Origin of the sequence: Devosia sp., assembly GCF_039927955.1 — a bacterium.
GTDB lineage: Bacteria > Pseudomonadota > Alphaproteobacteria > Rhizobiales > Devosiaceae > Devosia.
On the sequence record NZ_JBDSUA010000026.1, the window covers coordinates 30,378 to 52,446 of the forward strand.

Below are 22,069 nucleotides of genomic sequence, written 5' to 3' on the forward strand. Positions count from 1 at the left end.
CAACAATATATGTCGCCAACTATTGTCGGAAAAATTGACTTGCCGTAGCGTCCTCAAACTTTTGGGGGCAAACAAATGGCAATGGTCGGACAACAAGTCGGCGGCGTACCCGTGCGCTTTCGCTGCAATTTCAGTATCGCAGAATCCATCGGTCAGGTGATCATCTGGATTTTGCTCAGCATCATCACCCTCGGTCTGGCACTGATGGTTTTTCCGTATTATTTCAACAAGGTCGTGCTCAACAAAACCGAAGTGCTCGACGTCAATGACAAGGTGCTGGGCAAGCTCGATTGCCAGTTTAACCTGGCCTCATCGATCGGCCACGTCATCATCTGGATGCTGCTGATCATCGTCACCTTGGGACTGGCCTCGTTCCTGTTCGGCTATCGGGTTATCCGCGTGCTGCTCAACGAAACCCGCATCCAGTATTACTAAGCCGCTAGTGGCGCGCCTTGACCTCGGCACGGCGTGCATGCAGCACCGGCTCGGTATAGCCGGACGGCTGATCCGCGCCGTGCAGCGCCAGCTCCAGCGCCGCCTGGAAGGCTACCGAGTGCGGATTATTGGCCATCGAGCGATAGAGCGGGTCGTCCGCATTCTGCTCGTCCACCACATTGGCCATGCGCTCGAAGGTCGAGATCACCTCGTCCTTGCTCACGAGGCCATGGCGCAGCCAATTGGCGACCGCCTGGGATGAAATCCGGCAGGTGGCACGGTCTTCCATCAGCCCGACATTATTAATGTCGGGCACTTTGGAACAACCAACGCCCTGCTGCACCCAGCGCACCACATAGCCCAGAATGCCCTGCGCATTGTTCTCCAGCTCGCGGGTAATTTCCTCACGGCTGAGCGAGAACGGCGCCTGGATCGGCATCGAGAACAGCTCGGCCAATGTCGGCGTCGTCTGATTGTGCCGGCGCCTCTGCGCCTCGAACACGTCGACCTCATGATAATGCAGCGCATGCAGCGTCGCAGCCGTTGGCGACGGCACCCAGGCCGTATTGGCGCCAGCATTGGGGTGCGCAATCTTGGCGCTCATCATCGCTGCCATATCGTCGGGCCGCGCCCACATCCCCTTGCCGATCTGCGCCCGACCGGACAGGCCGCAGGCCAGCCCGATCAGCACATTGCGGTCCTCGTAAGCCTGAATCCAGCGCTCGTTCTTGATTTCGTCCTTGCGCAGCACCGGCCCCGCTTCCATCGAAGTATGAATTTCGTCGCCAGTGCGATCAAGGAACCCGGTATTGATGAAAAACACCCGTTGGCGCGCCGCATAAATCGCCGCCTTCAAATTGGCCGAGGTCCGGCGCTCTTCGTCCATGATGCCGATCTTGACGGTCAGCGGCGGCAGGCCCAGCGCCTTTTCCACCGAGGCGAAAATTGCGCAGGCGAAGGCCACTTCGTCTGGGCCGTGCATCTTGGGCTTGACGATATAAACCGCGCCGGTGGTGCTGTTCATGCTGTCATGCATGGCACACAGCACCGTCACCATCGCATCCATCAAGCCTTCGCCGATGGGTGCACCGGATGCGTCCTTGACCGCGTCGGTGGTCATCAGGTGCCCGACATTGCGCACCAGCAGCAGCGAGCGGCCCTTTAGGACCAAGGGTTTACCGTCAGCGCCGGCAAACGTGCGGTCGGCCTTGAGCGTGCGACGCACAGTCTTGCCGCCCTTTTCAAAGCTGTCTTCCAGCGTCCCGGTCATCAGCCCGAGCCAGTTGCGATAAACCCCGACCTTGTCCTCAGCATCGACGGCAGCAACAGAGTCTTCGCAATCCTGAATCGTGGTCAGCGCGGCCTCGACAATCACGTCAGCCAACCCGACCGCATGCTTGGCGCCAATCGCATTGGTCTTGTCGATGACCAGGATTGCGTGCAGGCCATGATGGCGCAGCACGATCTCACCGCCATCCTGCCTGCCCGCATAGCCGACGAAAGCATAGGGGTCTTTAAGATGAGTGCGACCGGCAACGGTGTCTGCGACGAGCACTTTAACCGGCCGCGATTCGTCACTGTTATTGCCCATAATGTCGGAATAGCGCGTGCGCTCCGTGCCATCCACCACATGGTAGCCGGTAACATCAGCATGGCTGCCGGAAGTCAGCGGAAATGCGGTGTCCAGAAAGGCCGCAGCGCGGTCCACGACGGCCTGCCCGCGCGTTTCATTAAAGCCTTTGCCGGGCGCCAGATCGCCGTCTCGCGCAATCACATCGGTGCCGTAAAGCGCATCGTAAAGACTGCCCCAGCGCGCATTGGCGGCGTTGAGCGCGTACCGCGCATTGGACACCGGCACCACCAATTGCGGTCCGCACAGGGTCGAAATCTCAGGGTCCAGGCCCGTCGTCTCGATAATAAAATCCGCAGGCTCATCAACCACATAGCCGATGTCCCGCAGGAACATCTGATAGCCCTGCGCATTGTTGGCAACCGGGCCATAACGGCGATGCCAGTCGTCGATCTTGATCTGGAGATCGTCGCGCTTGTGCAACAGCGCCGCATTGGTGGACGCATGCTCGGCGACCACGGCCGCAAAGCCGTTCCAGAACTGTTCCGCGCTGACCTTGAGCCCCGGCAGCGCCTCTTTTTCGATGAAATCCACCAGCAGCGGGGAGACTGTCAGCCCGGATTTCTGCTGGACGTGGTTCATCGTTGTATCCTTTTTAAGTGTGACGAAGTTCTAGGCCAGGCTGGCGGCTATGCCAACCCGCCTAAAGTAGACTTCGCCCTTGCGCCGGCCACATAGACCTCGGCAATCGAGCGATCGTCGCCCAGCGTCTGCAGCAGGAACAGCTCTTCCATCAGTGAGCGAACTGTTAGCATCCGCATCGCCATTGCTGACGTGGCGTTAGCATTGAGCACCACCAAATCGGCACTATTGCCAACAGCAATCGCCCCGATCGTACCCTCCAGCGACAGCGCGCGCGCATTGCCCAGCGTCATCATATAAAACGAGTTGAACGGGGTCAGACGCTGCCCGCGAAGCTGCAGGATCTTGTAGGCCTCGTCCATCGTCCGCAGCATGCCGAAACTGGTGCCACCGCCAATGTCGGTCGCCACCCCGATGCGCACCCCGGCATGCATCAACCGCTCGCGGTCGAACAGCCCGCTGCCCAGAAATAGATTGGACGTCGGGCAGAACACCGCCACTGAGCCCGTTTCCGCCAGCACCCGTGTTTCGCGGTGATTGAGATGGATGCAATGGCCCAGCAAGGTCTTGCGCCCCAGCAACCCGTAATCCTCATAGATGCCGGTATAGTCCATCGACTTGGGATAAAGCTCCATCGAGAAGCTGATCTCGGCGGCGTTTTCGCTGAGATGGGTTTGAACGTAACAATCGGGATACTCAGCCACCAATGCCTGCGACGCTGCCAACTGCTCGGGCGTCGAAGTGATGGCAAAGCGCGGCGAAATCGCATAGAGGCCGCGCGCCCGGCCATGCCAGCGCTCGATCAGCATCCTGGTGTCGTCATAGCCCGATTGTGGCGTATCGCGCAGCGCTTCAGGCGCATTGCGATCCATCATCACCTTGCCGCCGATCATCAGCATGTTGCGCTTTTCAGCCTCGGCGAAATACGCATCGACCGATTGCGGATGCACCGAGCAATAGGCCACCGCCGTGGTCGTGCCATTGCGGATCAATTCGTCATAGAAGGCGCTGGCCACAGCACCGGCGTGACCTTGCTGGCCAAATTTCTGCTCTTCCACGAAGGTGTACGTGTTGAGCCATTCAAGGAGCGACCCGGCATAGGCCGCGATCATCTGGCTCTGCACATAGTGCAGATGCAGGTCGATAAACCCTGGCAGGATCAGGTGCGGGCGATGGTCAATAACCTCCGCTCCCGCCGCCATGGCGGCATCGAAATCATTCACCGCGACAATCTTGCCGTCGGCAATGCTGATCGCGCCATCTTCGAGATAGCGATACGAGGCGTGATCATCAAGGCCCTGCGGCTCGCTGACAAACGTCAACACCCGGCCGCGCAAAATTGTCAGGCTCATTGCCCCGAGCCCTCCCGGAACCATGCAACGATCGTCGCCCGCTCCGCATTGGTCATTTCGGTAATGTTACCCGGCGGCATCGCATGCGAATAACCGGCAAACATCGCAATATCCTTGGCGTGGTTGGCGATGGCAATATCGTTTTCCAGCACCACATTCTTGGGCGGCTCGGCCATCCCCTCATAGCCCGGCACCTGTGAGTGACACATGGCGCAGCGGGTCTGCACGATCATGCTGGCTTCGGCAAACTTGCCGGCAGCGCGAAAGCTCTCGGACGTCCGCGACGCCACCTCCTCGCCGCCGGAATTGAACAGCTTCGGTCCGGTCGAGAGCCAGGCAATGATGATGAACAGCACCACAGCCGCCAACCAGGTCCAGTGCGGATTGCCCTTCCGAGCATGGCGGGTATTGAAATAGTGCCGGATGACCACCCCGACCAAAAAGATCAACGACGCGATCAACCAGTTCCACTGCGTCGCAAACGCCAACGGATAGTGGCTCGACAGCATGAAGAAGATCACCGGCAGCGTCAGGTAATTATTGTGCAGGCTGCGCTGCTTGGCGATCTTGCCATACTTGGCGTCGGGCACCCTGCCGGCCTTGAGATCGGCTACCACGATCTTCTGGTTGGGGATGATGATCATCGCCACATTGGCGGCCATGATCGAGGCGGTGAACACGCCCATATGCAGCATGGCCGCGCGGCCGGTAAACACCAGCGTATAGCCCCAGGCCATCGCGGTCAGCACAGCGAACAGCACCAGCATCAAGCCGTTCTGGCTGTTACCGAGCGGCGACTTGCACAATCGGTTATAGACCACGAAGCCCAAAACGATCGAGGCCATCGAAATCAGGATGGCGCCCCATTGCGGCACATCCAGCACGTGCCGGTCGATCAGATAGAGGTCCGCACCGGCGTAATAAACGATCGCCAGCAGCATGAACCCGGAGAGCCAGGTCGCATAGCTTTCCCACTTGAACCAGGTCAGGTGTTCCGGCAAAAACTCCGGCGCCACCAGATATTTCTGGATGTGATAAAATCCGCCGCCATGCACCTGCCACTCTTCGCCAGACGCCAGCGGCGGCAGGCTCGGCGTCTTGCGCAGACCCAGGTCCAGCGCGATGAAATAAAACGATGACCCGATCCAGGCGATGGCCGTGATCACGTGTAGCCAGCGGGCGGCAAAACTCAGCCATTCCCAGAAAATCGCAAAATCGGCCATGATAGTTCCCCAACCACCGGGTTACCCCTCGCCCCTTGCGGGAGAGGGTGGATCGCGCATCGCGCGAGACGGGTGAGGGGTTGCCCCAGCCATCGCAGCCCCCTCATCCGGCGCTGCGCGCCACCTTCTCCCACGAGGGGAGAAGGAAGATCGGAGGTAATGGGCGGATCGGAATCCGCCCATCAAAATCGGACGCTTATGCGCTCTGGATACCCTTGACGTACCAGTCGATCACAGCAAGATCGCCCAGCGACATCACTTCGCCGTCCTTGACCTTGAGCACGCCGTCCTGATCGTAGATCGGGCCGGTGAAGATGTTATAGCTGCCGTCCTTGTAACCGGCCTGCACAGCATCAGCGAGCGCGGCAACGTCAGCCGGCACGTCCTTGCTGTAGGGCGAGATAACGACGGTGCCCTCCTTGAAGCCGTCCCAGGTATCGGTCGACTTCCAGGTGTTATCGAGGATCGCCTGCACGCGAGACACGTAGTACGGACCCCAGATGTCTTCGATGGCGGTCAACTGCGCGTTCGGCGCAAAGGTCGACATATCGGCGCCCTGGCCAAAGCCGTGCAGACCCTTCTGCTCCAGAATCTGCAGCGGGCCGGGCGAGTCGGTGTGGGTGGTGATGATGTCGGCGCCGAGGTTGATCATGGTCTCGGTGGCGGCAGCTTCCTTCGGGGGATCATACCAGCTGTCGATCATAACCAGCTTCACGGTCGCTGCCGGGTTCTGCTTCTGGGCGGCGAGGGTAAAGGCGTTCACGCCCAGCACGACTTCTGGCACCTTGTACGAACCGAGATAACCGAGCGAACCCGACTTGCTCATTTTGCCCGCGATGGTGCCGAGCACGGCGCGGCCTTCGTGGAACTTGGAGTTGTAGGTCGAAACGTTGTCGGCGCGCTTGAAGCCCGTGCAATGTTCGAACTTCACGTCCGGGAACTCGCCAGCGACCTGGATGGTCTGGTCCATATAGCCATAGGAGGTGGTGAAGATGATCTTGCAGCCCTGCTGGGCCAGATCACGGATCAGTGGAACGGCGCTGGCGTCTTCAGCCACGTTTTCCACATAGATGGTTTCAACCTTGTCAGCGAAGGCGGCATCAACGGCCAGACGGCCCTTATTGTGGGCCCAGGTCCAACCATAGTCACCGATCGGGCCCAGGAAGATGAAGCCAACCTTGACCTTGTCTTCGGCAAAGGCCTTGGTCCCCATGAGCGGCAGCACCGCCGCGGCCGCGCCGGCGGCCTGGATGAAGGTACGGCGATTAAATTTTGCCATTATGTAACGTCTCCTGTTTTGGCATTTTTTAGTTGGACGGTAGGAAGGGCTTGCCGAGGCAAGCAGGCGCGTTGCTGCCGATGCTCTCTCGCGACGAGATGAGCGCCAAAACCACAACGGTCATGATGTAGGGCATTGCGGCCCAGAACTGCGACGGCAGGAACGAGAACCCTGCCGCCTTTGCATAAAGTTCGAGCGCCATCAGCACTCCGAAGAAGTAGGCGCCAGCCAAAAGGCGCCCGGCGCGCCAGCCGGCAAACACCACTAGCGCCAAGGCGATCCAGCCGCGTCCGGCAGTCATTTTTTCAGCCCACATCGGCGTAATGACCATCGAAAAATAACACCCGGCAATGCCCGCCATGGCGCCGCCAAAGGCAATCGCTGCATAGCGCACTTTGTTGACCGAATAGCCGATCGAGTGCGCCGAAAGGTCGTTTTCGCCGACTGCCCGCAGGATCAGCCCGGCGCGGGTGGATTTGAGGAACCACGCCACCGCCGGCACCATCAACAGCGCGAAATAAACGATAGGGCTGTGACCGAAGAACAGCTGCCAGATCGGATGCCGGGCCAGTTCAACGGGAAAGATCGACCCAAACGAGGCCACGATACGGCCGGTGAACGACAGGCCCAGCAGCGACGACAATCCGGTGCCAAAGATCGTCAGCGCCAGCCCGGTCGCCACCTGATTGGAATTGAGCCCCAATACCAGCACGGCAAACAGCATCGACGACAGTGCCCCGGCAGCGGCGGCGCCAAGCACCCCTACCCACGGATTGCCCGACATCACCGTGGCGGCAAAGCCGGCAATGGCGCCGATCAGCATCATGCCTTCGACGCCCAGATTGAGCACGCCGCTCTTTTCCACCACCAACTCGCCCAACCCTGCCAGCAGGATCGGCGTCGAAATGCCGATGATGGTGACAATCGCTGCGATAATGAATTCCAGGCTCATCTTATTCTCCCGGAACCACGGCCGGCGCGGTGCGGCCGACAAACCGCACCCGATAGCGCACCAGGATATCGCTCGCCAGAATGAAGAACAGCATCATTGCCTGGAAGATACCGGCGGTCGAATTGGGAATATGTACCGTGGTCTGCGCCACCTGCCCACCCACATAGGTCACCGCCAAAACGATGCCCGCGATCAACACGCCAATCGGATTGAGCCGGCCGAGGAACGACACGATGATGGCGGTGAAGCCATATCCCGATGGAAAGCCCAGATTGATCGACTTCAATGCGCCGGTCAGTTCCAGCACCCCGGCCAATCCCGCCATGCCGCCCCCGATCAGCATCGCCAGCCACACGGTTTCGTTGGTGTTGAACCCGCCGTGGCGCGCCGCATGTGGCGCGCTGCCGACGACACGGATCTGGAAGCCAAACACCGAGCGCGACATGATCAGCCAGAAGATCAGCGCCAGACCGACTGCGAACCCCACCCCAAGATGGATCGTCGTCCCGGGAAAAATGATCGGCAGCGTCTGGTCCGCCGTCAACGGCGCCGTCTGCGGAAAATTACGCCCGTTCGGATCTTTCCAAGGCCCGCCGATCAGATAGCTCAGCAACTGCAGCGCCACATAGGTCAGCATCAGGCTGGACAGGATTTCGTTGACCTTGTAGCGCGTCTTGAGCAGCGCCGGCACCGCAGCCCATGCCCCGCCACCAATCACGCCGCCGATCAGCATCAGGGTGATGCTGATCCAGCCGACGGCGCCCGTCGTCACCATGCCAATGCCCGCGCCGGCCAGCGCTCCGGCGATATACTGGCCCTCGGCGCCGATATTCCACACATTGGCGCGGTTGCCGATCGACAGGCCCAGCCCGATGATGATCAACGGCGCAGCCTTCACCGCCACGTCCTGCCACTTGTACGATGCCAGCAGCGGCGTGATGAAAATATCCACCACCGCCCGCTGCCCATTGATGCCGATGGCGTCAAAGATGATCACCCCCAGCAGCATGGTCAGCAGCACCGAGGCGATCGGCGTTATCACCTGTATCAGCTTGCTGGGTTCGGGTCGCTTTTCGAGCCTAATGCGCATGTGCGGCCTCAACTATGGTGGTGGGCGCATCGGGATCGCCGTGAATGCCGCCCATCAGTAGACCGATCTGTTCGATATCGGCGCCGCTCACCTGCATTGGCGGGCTGAGCGTGCCTTCGTTGATCACCGCCAGCGTGTCGCAGAGCGACAACAGCTCATCGAGATCCTGGCTGATGACCACGATGGCCGAGCCTTCCGCCGCCAGATCGACAATTGCCTGATGGATGGCCGCGGCCGCCCCCGCATCGACACCCCAGGTCGGCTGGCTCACCACCAAAACCGAGGGCTTCTGCATGATCTCGCGGCCCATGATGTATTTCTGCAGATTGCCGCCCGACAGCGAGCCGGCCATCGATCCGGACCCCAGCGCCTTGACCGAGAACTGCTTGATCACCTGCGCGGTATAATCCTTGGCCATGTCCGAGCGGATCAGCCCGGAAAACACCATGTGCAGCCGGTCGCGCGCCGTCAGGATCGAATTGTCGGCCAGTGTAAAATCCGGCACCGCCGCGTGGCCGTTGCGTTCCTCGGGGACGCTGGCGAGACCTTCGAGCCGCCGCGCCTTGGCACCGAGCTTGCCCAGCCACACGCCATCAAGGGTAATCGCCTCGCCATCGTCGGCGACCGTCTCGCCGCTCAGCGCCAGCAGCAGCGCATTCTGTCCATTGCCAGCAACGCCGGCGATGCCGAAGATTTCGCCGGCCCGCACCGCAAAACCGATATCCTTGAGCGACACCCCAAAATGCCCATCGCCGGGCACCGACAAATGACTGACCACCAGCTTGGAAGCCCCCATGCTGCGGCCGGCGGGCTTGCTGATGTCCTTGAGCCCGCCGCCGATCATCTTTTCGGCCATTGAACGCGAGGTTTCCTGCTTCGGATCGCAGGTATCGACCAGCTTGCCGCCGCGCAGGATCGTCGCCGTATCGCACAAGGCTTTGATTTCATGCAGCTTGTGGGAAATGTAAAGGATCGAACAGCCCTGCGCCGCCAACTTGCGCAGCACGTCGAACAACTGCCCTACTTCCTGCGGCGTCAGCACCGAGGTGGGTTCGTCCATGATCAGCAGTTTTGGATCAAGCAGCAGTGCCCGCACGATTTCGATGCGCTGGCGTTCGCCCACCGACAGTGTCGAGACCTGCCGATGCGGTTCGAGCTTGAGCCCGTAAAGGCTCATCACCTCGCGGATTTTGGTTTCCAGCTCCCGCGCTGGAATCTTGGCATCCATCCCAAGCGCAATGTTTTCCAGAACCGTCATCGCTTCGAACAGCGAGAAATGCTGAAACACCATGCCGATGCCCAGCTTGCGGGCCATCTTGGGGTTGGTGATGGTGATCGGCTGGCCATTCCAGCGGATTTCGCCGGCATTGGGCTGCATGATCCCATAGATCATTTTGACCAGCGTCGATTTACCAGCGCCGTTCTCGCCCAGCAGCGCGTGTATCTCACCCGGCTTGACCGCAAAACTGATATTGTCATTGGCAAGGACACCCGGGAACCGCTTGGTGATCCCCGTCAGCTCCAGCCGAAACGGCATACTAGCGTCCATTCACGGCCCCCAAAGTTCTGGTGCCCTGCGCGCTCATTTCAGCTTCCCGTCGAGATATATGAACCATTATTTCTGCCGCCGCCAGTGCTGCAATCACCTCGGGGCGCTTGTCCACAATGCCTCGGTCGCCGATTGGCAAAACCAGCCGGTCCAACGCCGAAGCGTCGCCGCCTTCACTGCGGAACCAACTCGAAAACTTGGCCCGCTTGGTGCGGCTGCCGACCATGCCAATATAGGGGCTGTCCAGCCGCTTCAGCGCCTCCTGCGCAATCAGAAAGTCCAGTGCGTGATCATGCGTCAGGATCACAAAGGCGCTGCCGGGCGGCGCATTGCGCACGACTGCTTCGGGCATTGCCACCACCCGCGATGCGATGCCCTCGGGCAATAGAGCCAATTCGTCGGCGCGCGCGTCGATCACCGTCACCTTTACGGGTAGCATTGCCAGCATCGTCGCCAGCGCCCGCCCGACATGTCCCGCGCCAAACAGGAATACCGGTGTCTGCCCGGCATCCTCGGCCTCTGTCCGCAGCACCAAGTCGCGCTGCATTGCCCGCGTCACATTCTGCAGGCTGACCCCGACCCGGCCACCACAGCACTGCCCGATTTCCGGCCCGAGCGGCACATCCATCGCCTCGCTTTGCCGACCATCCTGGATCAACCGGCGCGCGTGCTCGATCACCATGTATTCGAGCGCACCGCCGCCGATTGTGCCGAACTCGGACCTGGTGCCCACCAGCATAAACGTGCCCTGGTCGCGCGGGCTGGAGCCTCGCACCGAGGTCAATTCTGCAACGATGGCGACCGGCTCACGCGCAAAAAACGCTGCAATCGCCGCCGCCCTGGTGGTCATGCGCGGGCCTGCTTCTTGAGCCGTTCGCAGCCCATCAGCACCCGCTCGGGGGTCGCCGGCGCATCCAGCCGTGGCGCAATCTTGTAATCGGCGACCGAGGCCACCGCCATCGCCAGCGCTTCCAGCACGCTCATCGCCAGCACGAACGGTGGTTCGCCAACGGCCTTGGACCGGCCAATGGTCGGCTCGGTATTGATCGACCATTCGGCCAGCTTGATGTTGAAAATCGGTGGCACATCCGAGGCCAGCGGGATTTTGTAGGTGGACGGCGCATGCGTGCGCTGCTCGCCCTTGGCGTCCCAGACCAGTTCTTCGGTCGTCAGCCAGCCCATGCCCTGGATGAAACCGCCCTCGACCTGGCCGATGTCGATGGCCGGATTCAGCGACCGACCGACATCGTGCAGGATATCGACCCGGTCGACCTGATATTCGCCGGTCAGCGTATCGATGGTCACTTCGCTGACCGAGGCTCCATAGGCGAAATAATAGAACGGATGGCCGCGTCCGGTGGCGCGATCCCAGTGAATCTTGGGCGTGGTGTAAAATCCTGCTGCCGAAAGCTGCACGCGATTGAGATAAGCCGAAGCCACCAGCGCATCGAACGCGACGAACTCAGCGCCCGCATCGACGCCGCCCGGCACCCAGATCACCGCTTCTTCGGCACACTGATAAATCTTGGCCGCATGCGTGGTCAGCCGCGCCTTGATCTGCTTGCAGGCGTCGAACGCTGCCATGCCGTTGAGATCAGTTCCCGACGATGCAGCGGTCGCGGAGGTGTTGGGCACCTTGCCGGTAGTCGTGGCCATGATCTTGACCCGTTCCAGCCCGACGCCGAAGCAATCGGCCACCACGGCGGCGATCTTGACGTAGAGCCCCTGCCCCATCTCGGTGCCGCCATGGCTGAGATGAATTGAGCCATCCTTATAGACATGCACCAGCGCCCCGGCCTGATTGTACCAGGTCGCCGTAAACGAGATGCCGAACTTTACCGGAGTGAGGGCGATACCTTTTTTAAGGATCGGACTACCAGCATTATAAGCCAGCACCGCTTGGCGTCGCGCCTGATAATCTGCGCTCACCTCCAGCTCGTCGACGATGCGATGGATCACATTGTCGGTGACGGGCTGGTGATAGGGCGTGATGTTATTGCTGTCGGTGCCATAGAAATTGGCCTTGCGGATTTCCAGCGGATCGCGCCCCAGATCATAGGCGATATCCTCGATCCAGCGCTCCGCCGCCACGATCCCCTGCGGTCCGCCAAAGCCCCGGAAGGCGGTGTTGGAAACGGTATTGGTATACAGCGGCTCCGAGCGCGCCCGCACTGCCGGATACCAATAGGTATTGTCGCAGTGAAACAGCGCCCGGTCGGTCACCGGCCCGGACAGGTCCGACGAGAACCCGGCGCGTGCCGCATAAACCGCATCAACGGCGAGGATTTTTCCGTCGTCATCATAGCCAACATCGTAGTCGACCACGAAGTCGTGACGCTTGCCCGTGGCCACCATATCGTCGTCGCGATCCGGCCGGATTTTGCAGGCGCGGTTCCATTTCTTGGCGGCAACAGCCGCCACGGCGGCAAACAGGTTGCCCTGCGTTTCCTTGCCGCCGAAGCCGCCGCCCATGCGCCGCACATTGACCGTCACCGAATGCAGCGGCACGGCCAGAACGGCAGCGACCATCAGTTGTACTTCGCTTGGATGCTGGGTTGACGAATGAACGGTGACGTCTTCGTCCTCGCCCGGCACCGCCAGAGCGATCTGGCCTTCCAGATAAAAGTGGTCCTGCCCGCCAACTTCCATCGAGCCTTTGACGCGCCGGGACGATTTGGCAAATCCCTCGGCCAGATCGCCGCGCAACAGCGTCAGCGGCTCCGTCACCAGCTTACCGCCTGCGGCCTGCGCGTCGCGGATATTGGTCAAGAACGGCAGCGGTTTATATTCAACCTTGACAAGATGCGCCGCGCGGCGAGCCGCCTCGCGCGTCTCCGCGACGACCGCAAATATCGGCTGGCCCCAGAACTCGACCTTGCCGATAGCAAAGATCGGCTCGTCATGCTTGTGGCTGGGGCTGACGTCGTTCTCGCCCGGAATGTCGTCGGCAGTCAGAATGCCGATGACGCCCGGCGCCGTGCGCGCCGCCTCGAAATCAATCGAAACGATCTCGCCGTGCGGACATTTCGACAGCGCCAGATAGGCATGCATCGTGCCCTCCGGCTCGACCATGTCATCGATATATTCGGCGATGCCAGCGACGTGCTTGGGCGCGCTGTCGTGGCGGGCGGATTCGTAGAGCTTGGAGCGCGGGATGGTGGGGGCCGTGGTGTGTTTGTTCATGCCGGGCTCCCCACCCTCTCCCCTTGAGGGAGAGGGACAGACCTTTCTGCGTCCAGCAGAAAGGTCAGGGTGAGGGGTGCTGCGCCAACCCATACCTTGATCTTATCGAGGGTGTAGGACCCCTCATCCGCCCTTCGGGCACCTTCTAGCTCAAATCGCTCCACCGGAGCGATTTGCCGCCTTTCGGCGTCGCGTCGAAGTCCCTCAAGGGGAGAAGGGAGACAAGAAATGTTTGTGCACGTACCCATCACGCCACCGCCCGCTTCAACTGCTGGCCATTGCCAGTCGTCTCGGCATGGAACCGCCGCAGCAGGTTCTGCGCCACCGTCAGCCGGTATTCCGCTGACGCCCGCATGTCGCTGATCGGCTGGTAATCCTCGACAAAAGCGGCAATGGCCGCCTCGACAGTTTCCAGTGTCCATGGCTTGCCGACAATCGCCGCCTCAACCGTCTTGGCGCGCTTCGGCGTTGCCGCCATGCCGCCAAAGGCAATCCGGGCCATGCCGACGATACCGGCGTCATTGACGAAAATCCGAAACGCTCCGCACAGTGCCGAAATGTCTTCGTCGCGCCGCTTGGAAATCTTGTAGACGGCAAACTGCTCGCCCACCGGCAGGCGCGGAATGGTAACGCTCTCGACGAACTCGCCGGGCTGCCGGTCCTGCTTGCCATAGGCGATGAAGAAATCTTCGAGCTTGATCTCGCGCCGATGCTCGCCCTTGCGCAGTCCCAACTTGGCGCCCAGCGCAATCAACACCGGCGGTGTGTCGCCAATGGGTGAGCCATTGGCGATATTGCCGCCCACGGTGCCCATATTGCGCATTTGTTCACCGGCAATCCGGTCCCAGAATTCGGCTAGCTGTGGGAAAGCCCCAACCATGGCCGGACGCGCCTCGGAATAGCTCACCCCGGCATAGAGCCGCACTTCGCTGTCGTTCTCGGCAATCCGCCGCAGTTCGGGTACATTGCCGATGAACATCGCCGGCCCGATATCGCGCATGAACTTGGTGACCCATAGCCCGACATCGGTCGAGCCGGCCACGATCCGCGCCTCAGGCGCCGCCTCATAGGCGGCGGCAAAATCATCGAGAGTGGCCGGAACGACGATGCGACCCTTGCCCTCGCCAAAATCCACCCGCGACCCATCATTGAGCGCCATGATCCGCGCCTTGATCGCAATCCGCTCGGCCCGCAGCGGATCGGCTTCCGGCGCGCCATACGAGGAAATCGCCTTGGCCGCTCGGATGATCGGCGCATAGCCGGTGCAACGGCAGAGATTGCCCTGCAATGCCTTTTCGATCGACGGCGTCGACGGATTGGGATCGCGCATCCACAACCCATATAGGCTCATTACAAAGCCCGGCGTGCAAAAGCCGCACTGCGAGCCATGGTGATCCACCATTGCCTGTTGTACGGGGTGCAGCGTGCCATCCTTGGCCGCCAGATGTTCGACGGTCACCACATGGCAGCCATCAAGACTGGCCACGAAGCGGATGCACGCCGTCACCGAGTCATAAATGATCTCATCGCCGGAAAGCCGCCCCACCAGTACGGTGCAGGCCCCGCAATCGCCTTCGGCGCAACCTTCCTTGGAACCACGCAAACGCTGTCGGAGCCGCAGAAAATCCAACAACATCTGTGTTGGCGTCACATCGGTCAGATTGATTTCCTCGTCATTGAGGATGAAGCGGATCGACTTGCGGATGTCCGTCATGGCTTACGCCTAACTCCCCCGATACGTCGAATAGGCAAAGGGGCTGACCAGCAGCGGCACATGATAGTGCGCGTCCTCGGTCACCGAAAACCGGATCGGCACCACCTCAAGGAACGGATTCTCCAGCTCGACTCCGAGCCGCTCGAAATACTGGCCGACGTGGAAGTGGATTTCATAAACGCCGTGCTGGAACTGATCGGCGTCCAGCAGCGGCCGGTCCACCCGGCCATCAGCATTGGTATAGCTGTCGGTGATGTGGTGGTTATGATCGCCATGCACGAACAGCAAATCGATCCGCATACCCCGCGCCGGCTTGCCGTGCATGGTATCCAGAACGTGCGTCGTCAGGCGTCCGAGACCCGCCATTGGCTGCTATCCTTCATTTCCCCAAGTGGACAGACTAACCAATTTTCAGTCCGTTCCAAGGGGGTGCTCGCCTATTTTTTACCAACTGGTCTATTTTTGTGCATCTTGCTGTCACACAGCCAGCCGCTAAACTTCGCTCGAACAATGTGAGAATCCGCGATGCGCTACCCCCGCGACATGCAAGGCTACGGCCAGAACCCGCCAAATGCCAACTGGCCCGGCGGCGCCCACGTCGCCGTGCAGTTCGTGCTGAACTACGAAGAAGGCGGCGAAAACAACATCCTGCATGGCGATGCGGCTTCGGAAGCCTTCCTGGTTGACGTGCTTGGCTCGGTCCCCTGGCCAGACCAGCGCCACGCCAATGTGGAATCGATGTACGAATACGGCGCCCGCGCCGGCTTCTGGCGGCTGCACCGGTTGTTCACCGAAGCCGATCTGCCCGTCACCATTTACGGCGTGGCCACCGCGCTGATGCGCGCCCCGGCCCAACTCGAAGCCATGATGGAGGCTGGCTGGGAAATCGCCAGCCACGGCTATAAATGGGTGCAGCACAAGGACATGCCGCCCGAAATCGAGCGTCAGCAGATTGCCGAGGCTATCCGCATCCATACCTTGGCCACTGGTTCGCGCCCGCTCGGCTGGTACACCGGCCGTTCCTCGCTCAACACCGTCGATCTGGTCTCGGAGGCCGGTGGCTTCGCCTATGTCTCCGATACCTATGATGATGACCTGCCCTATTGGCGCGTTCACAAGGGGCAGCCGCAGCTGATCATCCCCTATACGCTCAGTGCCAATGACATGCGCTTCGTCACCGCGCCCGGGTTCAACACCGGCGAGGAATACTTCCAGTTCCTCAAGGACAGTTTCGACGCGCTGTATGCCGAAGGCCAGGCCGGCTCGCCCAAGATGATGTCGATCGGCCTGCATTGCCGGCTGGTGGGTCAACCGGGGCGCTATCAGGGGCTCAGGAAGTTCGTCGATTATATCAAGAGCTTCGACAAGGTCTGGGTGCCGACTCGTCTTGCCATCGCCGAGCACTGGGCCAGGGAGCATCCCTATGTCGCCCCGGCGATGATACCCTCGGAACTGGACAAACCAGCGTTCGTCGAAACGTTCGGCTCGATCTTCGAGCACTCCCCCTGGATTGCCGAGCGCGCCTGGGAGGGTGAACTCGCTCCCGTCAACGACACCGCCGTTGGCCTGCATTTCGCCCTGCGGACCCAGTTCCGGATGGCTACCGATGCTGAACGCCTCGCCGTGCTGCGCGCCCACCCCGACCTTGCCGGCAAACTCGCCGCCGCCAGGCGGCTGACGGCCGCCTCGACGGAGGAACAGGCTTCAGCGGGGCTCGATGCTTTGACTGCGGAGGAGCATCAGGCATTCACCGATCTCAATGCAGCTTATGTCGCCAAATTCGGCTTCCCGTTTATCATTGCGGTCAAGGACAATACAAAGGCGTCGATCCTTGCGGCCTTCCAGACCCGTATCGGCAACAATGCCGAAACCGAATTCGCCATCGCCTGTACCCAGGTGGAACGCATCGCACGGTTACGTCTCGACGCCATGCTGGGCTGAAACATCGATCGGCGCTGCCGTTTGGACTTGGCCTACCCGCCAATGACGCACTAGTGTCGCACCAACATTTTGGACCGAAGACCTGATGGCTGATTCAACCTACGCCTCCCCTGCCGGCGGCCTGCCGCCGCAAAGCGCGCTGCATACCGGCCGCGCCGTGTTCACCGAAGCCTATGCGGTGATTCCACGCGGGGTGATGACCGATATCGTCACCAGCTATCTGCCGAACTGGCGTGACGAGCGCTGCTGGGTGATCGCCCGCCCGCTGTCCGGTTTTTCCGAGACGTTTTCGCAGTACATCATGGAAGTCATGCCCGGTGGGGGCAGCGAGAAGCCGGAACCCGATCCGACTGCCGAGGGTGTGCTGTTCGTGGTTGACGGCCAGGCGACTGTCACCATCGAAGGCAAGTCCCACCTGCTCAAGCCAGGCGGTTATGCCTTCCTGCCACCCGGCTGTGTCTGGACGCTGGTGAACAAGGGCGCCGTCCCCGTTCGGTTTCATTGGGTTCGCAAACGCTACGAAGTGGTCGAGGGCATCGCCGTGCCTGCCCCCTTTGTCGCCAACGAACAGGACGAACCGATCATCTGGATGGCCGGCACCAACAACACCTGGGGCACCACCCGCTTCGTCGATCCCAACGACATGCGCCACGACATGCACGTCAACATCGTCACCCTCGAACCGGGCGCCAACATTCCCTTCGAGGAAACCCATGTCATGGAACACGGTCTTTACGTGCTCGAAGGCAAGGCGGTCTATCGGCTCAACCGCGACTGGGTCGAGGTGGAAGCCGGCGATGTCATGTGGCTCCGCGCCTTCTGCCCGCAGGCTTGCTACGCCGGTCCCAACCGCTTCCGCTATCTGCTGTACAAGGACGTCAATCGTCACATGAAGCTGGGCCTGCGCTGATGAACACCATTCCGATCGAACCCCTGACCGCGGTGGCCTTTGCGCCGTTTGGTCAGGTGATCGAGCTGGACGGCGCCCATCATTATCCGATCAACAACGGCATGACCGAGCGCTATCACGACCTCGCCAGGGTCGAACTCGGCGGCGTGCATGCGCGGCCACTGATCTCGATCTTTCGCGGCCAGCCCTATGCCTTGCCACTGAGCCTGTTGCTGGTGGAACGCCACCCTCTGGGCAGCCAGGCGTTCTATCCGCTGGCACAACCATCGTGGCTGGTCATTGTCGCCGAAGACGATAGCGGCACACCAGTCCGCCTGCGCGCTTTCCGTCCCGCCCTCGGACAAGGCGTCAACATCGCCATGAATACCTGGCACGGCGTCTTGACCACGCTCAGCGTGGTCAGCGACTTTGTCGTTGTCGATCGCGGTGGTGAGGGCAATAACCTCGAAGAATTCACCTTCGATCAGCCCTATCTCATTGCAGAGCAAGCCTGAGCTTTACCTTCTAGGCACAATCTACTAGGCCGCGCCGCCCGGTCGTTCTAAACTCGCAGGCAGCGAAGGGAGAGCGCTATGGTTCGATATCTTGTGCGACTGCTCGGTTTTCTGGTCCTCAGTCTTGCCAGTGTCACATTAGCCGCGGCTGCATCTGGTCTGGCGGTGCATTTCACCGGCGAAGTGACCTACCGCGAGCGCATCGCCCTGCCCACCAATGCCACCTTGCGCGTCGCCCTGATCGACCTGGACAATCCGGGCGGCCAGAGCATTGTCGCTGCCACCGCCGGTATCGGCAGCACTGGCCAGGTGCCACTGCAGTTCGACCTCTCGGTCAAATCCGATGTCGCCAGGTCCGGCGGCCATTATGGGCTGATCGCCGAGATCACCGCCGATAACCGGGTCTGGTTCCGCAGCGCCCAACCATTGCCGATCGATCCAGCAGGGGCCGCGGGCCTGTCGCTCATCGTCAATCTGGTCGCTGCAGACGAGCCTCAGATCATCATCATTTCTCCCGCTATTCCGGCCGAACTCGCCGTGGACTCGCTGTTCGATACGCTGTGGCGGGTCCAGATGATTGCTGGCAATCCGGCGCTGCCTGAAACCGACATTACCTTTTCCATCGCCCCGGATCGCCGGGCGGGCGGCAATGCCGGCTGCAACAATTACTTCACCGAAGCCGCCTTCGACGGCGAGGCGCTGAGCTTTGGCGCCCTTGCCGCGACGCGGATGGCCTGTGCGCCCGATGTCATGGTGCAGGAAGCCGCCCTGTTCGCAGCCTTTGCCAATGTCTCCAGCTACCAGTTGGACAAGAGCGAACTGGACCTGCTCGGCGCCGACGGCAAGCCCCTCTTGCGCATGGCACCGGCAGAATAGCAGGCAAAATCAACCGCGTCGCATTGACCTTGGCCCAAACCTGTTTAGCGTTGGGCGCAAACAAGGGGTCATGATGGACACTGCCGCGCTGATCGAACGCTTCATCGATGTCATCGAGAACGACATTGCCCCCAAGACCCGCAAGGGCGTGACCAAGGGCAACAAGCTGTTCGGCGCCGCCATTCTGCGCAAATCCGACTGGTCGGTGGTAGTCGCGGAAACCAATAACGAAATCGAAAATCCGCTGTGGCACGGCGAAATGCATGCCATCAAGCGCTTCTTCGAACTCGATCCGGCTGATCGGCCCGACCCGAAAGATTGCCTGTTCCTTGCCACCCACGAGCCCTGCTCGCTGTGTCTTTCGGGCATTACCTGGACCGGATTCGACAATTTCTATTACTTGTTCAGCCACGAAGACAGCCGCGACAGCTTCGCCATTCCCTACGATATCCAGATCCTCAAGGGTGTTTACGCAGTGCCTGATCCGGAGACCGGCACCGTCTCGCCCGACCGGCCGCTGTACAATCGCAGCAATCAATATTGGACCAGCCACAATATCGCGCAGATGATTGCCAGCCTTGATCGCGGCAATCGTGAACTGCTGCTCAGCCGGTTTGATGATCTGACGGCGCTGTATGCCGATCTGTCGGCCATCTATCAGGCCGACAAGGGCAGCAAGGGCATTCCGCTGGCCTGAGCCTATTGGTGGCTCATGGAATTGCCGACGAATTCGCTGCGCGGCACTTCGGCGAACGAAGCGGCAAAGGTCAGGAAACTGAGGGCGATGGCGAACATCGCGGTGAGTACAAGCTGGGTCAATTTGTGCGGTCCCCGAAGTGATATCCGCTGCATAACGCACTGACCCTGAACTCTGTTTGACAGCGCCGTTTATAATTCGTTCATCTTGATCCAACCACCCGACCGGCCGCATGGCGGTCCTGCGCTGACGACTTACCAAAACGTCATCCAGCTCTCTGCTTTGTAACGACGATTTTGCCCGCATCGCCCCTATCTAACTCCCATCGAGATCATCAACGGGGATCTAGCATGACCGACAAAACCACCATGAACCGCCGACAGGCCCTGTCGCTGGTTGCCATCACCGCGGCGGGCGGCGCCATGCTGAGCCAGCAGGCCTTTGCTGCTGAAACCGGCGCTACCGCGGCCCAGACGACGACGCTGATGCCGGGTGCCGATGTCTGCGTCATCACCCCTGAAGTGACTGAAGGCCCATATTACTTCGATCCGAAGATGGAGCGGCTCGATATCACCGAAGGGCGTCCCGGCGTGCCCACCCGCATCAAGCTGCAAGTGGTCGATGCCACCTGCGCGCCGATGTCCGGCGCCCGCGTCGACATCTGGCATGCCGACGCCACCGGGCTTTATTCGGGCTATGCCAACCAGGGCAATGACGGCACCACCGACACCACCGGCCAGACCTTCATGCGCGGGACGGTGTTCACCAATGTGTCCGGCATTGCCGAATTCGTCACCACCTATCCGGGCTGGTATCGCGGCCGCACCACCCATGTGCACTTCAAGGTGTTCCTCGACACGACCAACATCCTGACGGGCCAGATCTTTTTCCCCGATGCGCTGAGCGAGTACATCTACCTCAATGTCCCGCCCTATTCGGATCGCGGCGCCGAGCGCGATACGCTCAACAGCAATGACAACATCGCCGCCCAGGCTACCCGCGCCTCCTTCGCCTATGTCAAGGAAATGGAGGCCGAATATCTGGTGGCCATGATCATCGGCGTCGATCCCAATGCCACCTCGATGGGCATGCCGGTCGGTGGCGCCACCCAATCCGGAAATCGCCCCGCCGGCCCGCGACCTGATGCCGGCATCGCTGCCCCGGCAGGCGCGAGCGGCTCGCGCGGCTCGCTGGTCCCCGGCGTCTAGCACGCAGCCAAGAGCGCCACGACCATGGCGTTCATCGGCGTGGCGATGCCGTGCCCGAACCCCAGCCGCACGATCACCCCGTTGCGCGCATCAAACTCCATCGGCCGCCCGGCCAATCGGTCGGCATGCATGGAGTTGATGGCGCCGGCCGGCATGGTGCGGGCATTCTCGACCACCACATCCACCACATCCGGCCCAAGATCCGCCCCTTCGGCGCGCGCCACCGCAACACACTCGCCCACCAGCCCGCCGATGATTTCGGCCAGCCCATCGCTCCAGACCGGCCCGGTCGACCGCAACGTCAGTGCCGAGGCCGCACCGGCGCAATTATAGGCCAGCTTGAGCCAGGCGCGGGAGACGAACTCCTCGGTGGCTCTGGCGGCAATCGGGGTGTGGCCAAACAGCTCCACGAAGGCCTGACCATTCGGCCCTGCCGGAACAATCAGCATTCCATAGCGATGCTGGGTGATGCGGCCAGGTGCGGTGCGAATAGCGGGTACGTCCACCACCACCGGCACGATGATCTGCATCGGCAGCACAGGCGCAAAGCGAGCAACCTGCTCCACCCCGTTTTGCAGCACCGCGACGCGGGTCTGCGGCCCAACCAATCCGATTAGCCACGGCTGCACCGAAGCAACATCATAGGCCTTGGTGGCGATCAGCACCCAGTCGACCGGCGGCGCCTTGCCCGGATCGGTCAACACCATGGGCGAAGCCGAAATGACCCCGTCCGGCGTTTCGACAACCAGTTCGGCAAACGCTGTCCGCGCACAGACCGTCACTTGATAATCGGCGTTCTGCGCCAGCCAGGCCGCCACTGTCCCACCGACGGCCCCCGGGCCGATCACTGCAATACTGACCATAGGCTTTCCCCGAAACAGTGCGCAGGATAGCGCAGCGAGCACCGCATGGGGATAAAGAAAAAGGCGGCCACGGGCCGCCTTTCTCAAACTT

General features: G+C 61.1%; 19 protein-coding genes. 7 read left to right on the forward strand and 12 right to left on the reverse strand.

Annotated features, from left to right (window positions below; all coding sequences use genetic code 11):
• The first annotated feature begins 75 nt into the window (after positions 1 to 75).
• Entirely contained in the window at positions 76 to 435 is a 360-nt protein-coding gene (locus ABIT12_RS07515; RefSeq protein ID WP_348063317.1) for a DUF6693 family protein, read from the forward strand.
• A gap of 4 nt (positions 436 to 439) precedes the next feature.
• Here ABIT12_RS07515 and ABIT12_RS07520 read toward each other — a convergent pair whose 3' ends face one another.
• The 11 genes from ABIT12_RS07520 to uraH all read right to left on the reverse strand — a co-directional run bounded on the left by ABIT12_RS07520 (position 440) and on the right by uraH (position 15,355).
• On the reverse strand, positions 440 to 2,647 hold the full coding sequence (locus ABIT12_RS07520) for a malate synthase G (RefSeq protein ID WP_348044898.1): 2,208 nt from the start codon (positions 2,645 to 2,647) through the stop codon (positions 440 to 442).
• A 47-nt stretch (positions 2,648 to 2,694) separates the two neighbouring features.
• Entirely contained in the window at positions 2,695 to 3,999 is a 1,305-nt protein-coding gene (gene guaD, locus ABIT12_RS07525; protein WP_348044900.1) for a guanine deaminase, read from the reverse strand.
• Positions 3,996 to 5,222 carry a urate hydroxylase PuuD gene (locus ABIT12_RS07530; protein ID WP_348044902.1) on the reverse strand — a complete coding sequence of 409 codons (1,227 nt, stop codon included), beginning with the start codon at positions 5,220 to 5,222 and terminating at the stop codon, positions 3,996 to 3,998. Before ABIT12_RS07530 ends, guaD begins: the two co-directional genes overlap by 4 nt.
• Positions 5,223 to 5,418: 196 nt before the next feature.
• The gene (locus ABIT12_RS07535; RefSeq protein WP_348044904.1) at positions 5,419 to 6,501 is read right to left on the reverse strand and encodes a BMP family ABC transporter substrate-binding protein; all 1,083 of its coding nucleotides are present in this window, start codon (positions 6,499 to 6,501) and stop codon (positions 5,419 to 5,421) included.
• A gap of 28 nt (positions 6,502 to 6,529) precedes the next feature.
• The gene (locus ABIT12_RS07540) at positions 6,530 to 7,447 is read right to left on the reverse strand and encodes an ABC transporter permease (protein ID WP_348044987.1); all 918 of its coding nucleotides are present in this window, start codon (positions 7,445 to 7,447) and stop codon (positions 6,530 to 6,532) included.
• Between the two features lie 7 nt (positions 7,448 to 7,454).
• Positions 7,455 to 8,543 (reverse strand): ABC transporter permease, encoded by a 1,089-nt coding sequence (locus tag ABIT12_RS07545; RefSeq protein ID WP_348044906.1) that lies wholly within the window; start codon positions 8,541 to 8,543, stop codon positions 7,455 to 7,457.
• Complete coding sequence (locus ABIT12_RS07550) at positions 8,533 to 10,092, reverse strand: ABC transporter ATP-binding protein (RefSeq protein WP_348044908.1); 1,560 nt, start codon at positions 10,090 to 10,092, stop codon at positions 8,533 to 8,535. The genes ABIT12_RS07545 and ABIT12_RS07550 overlap by 11 nt, the downstream gene beginning before the upstream one ends.
• Positions 10,082 to 10,942: a xanthine dehydrogenase accessory protein XdhC gene (xdhC, locus tag ABIT12_RS07555; RefSeq protein WP_348044910.1), complete on the reverse strand. Its 861-nt coding sequence runs from the start codon at positions 10,940 to 10,942 to the stop codon at positions 10,082 to 10,084. The genes ABIT12_RS07550 and xdhC overlap by 11 nt, the downstream gene beginning before the upstream one ends.
• A complete protein-coding gene (gene xdhB, locus ABIT12_RS07560; RefSeq protein WP_348044912.1) occupies positions 10,939 to 13,275 on the reverse strand; it encodes a xanthine dehydrogenase molybdopterin binding subunit in 2,337 nt (778 codons plus the stop codon). The genes xdhC and xdhB overlap by 4 nt, the downstream gene beginning before the upstream one ends.
• 247 nt (positions 13,276 to 13,522) lie before the next feature.
• A complete protein-coding gene (xdhA, locus tag ABIT12_RS07565) occupies positions 13,523 to 14,989 on the reverse strand; it encodes a xanthine dehydrogenase small subunit (RefSeq protein WP_348044914.1) in 1,467 nt (488 codons plus the stop codon).
• A gap of 9 nt (positions 14,990 to 14,998) precedes the next feature.
• The gene (uraH, locus tag ABIT12_RS07570; RefSeq protein WP_348044916.1) at positions 14,999 to 15,355 is read right to left on the reverse strand and encodes a hydroxyisourate hydrolase; all 357 of its coding nucleotides are present in this window, start codon (positions 15,353 to 15,355) and stop codon (positions 14,999 to 15,001) included.
• Positions 15,356 to 15,514: 159 nt separating this feature from the next.
• On the opposite strand from uraH, the gene puuE reads away from it, so the two are divergent.
• The 6 genes from puuE (at position 15,515) to ABIT12_RS07600 (ending at position 21,115) form a co-directional block, all read left to right on the forward strand.
• Positions 15,515 to 16,930 (forward strand): allantoinase PuuE, encoded by a 1,416-nt coding sequence (gene puuE / locus ABIT12_RS07575; protein WP_348044918.1) that lies wholly within the window; start codon positions 15,515 to 15,517, stop codon positions 16,928 to 16,930.
• Positions 16,931 to 17,015: 85 nt separating this feature from the next.
• Complete coding sequence (locus ABIT12_RS07580) at positions 17,016 to 17,840, forward strand: bifunctional allantoicase/(S)-ureidoglycine aminohydrolase (protein ID WP_348044920.1); 825 nt, start codon at positions 17,016 to 17,018, stop codon at positions 17,838 to 17,840.
• Entirely contained in the window at positions 17,840 to 18,334 is a 495-nt protein-coding gene (locus tag ABIT12_RS07585; protein WP_348044922.1) for an ureidoglycolate lyase, read from the forward strand. The genes ABIT12_RS07580 and ABIT12_RS07585 overlap by 1 nt, the downstream gene beginning before the upstream one ends.
• A 78-nt stretch (positions 18,335 to 18,412) precedes the next feature.
• Complete coding sequence (locus ABIT12_RS07590) at positions 18,413 to 19,210, forward strand: META domain-containing protein (RefSeq protein WP_348044924.1); 798 nt, start codon at positions 18,413 to 18,415, stop codon at positions 19,208 to 19,210.
• Positions 19,211 to 19,283: 73 nt separating this feature from the next.
• Complete coding sequence (locus ABIT12_RS07595; protein ID WP_348044989.1) at positions 19,284 to 19,907, forward strand: nucleoside deaminase; 624 nt, start codon at positions 19,284 to 19,286, stop codon at positions 19,905 to 19,907.
• A gap of 350 nt (positions 19,908 to 20,257) precedes the next feature.
• Complete coding sequence (locus ABIT12_RS07600; protein WP_348044926.1) at positions 20,258 to 21,115, forward strand: intradiol ring-cleavage dioxygenase; 858 nt, start codon at positions 20,258 to 20,260, stop codon at positions 21,113 to 21,115.
• Here the strand turns inward: ABIT12_RS07600 and ABIT12_RS07605 are convergent.
• A complete protein-coding gene (locus ABIT12_RS07605; RefSeq protein ID WP_348044928.1) occupies positions 21,112 to 21,978 on the reverse strand; it encodes a 2-dehydropantoate 2-reductase in 867 nt (288 codons plus the stop codon). The genes ABIT12_RS07600 and ABIT12_RS07605 overlap by 4 nt on opposite strands.
• Positions 21,979 to 22,069: the final 91 nt, after the last annotated feature.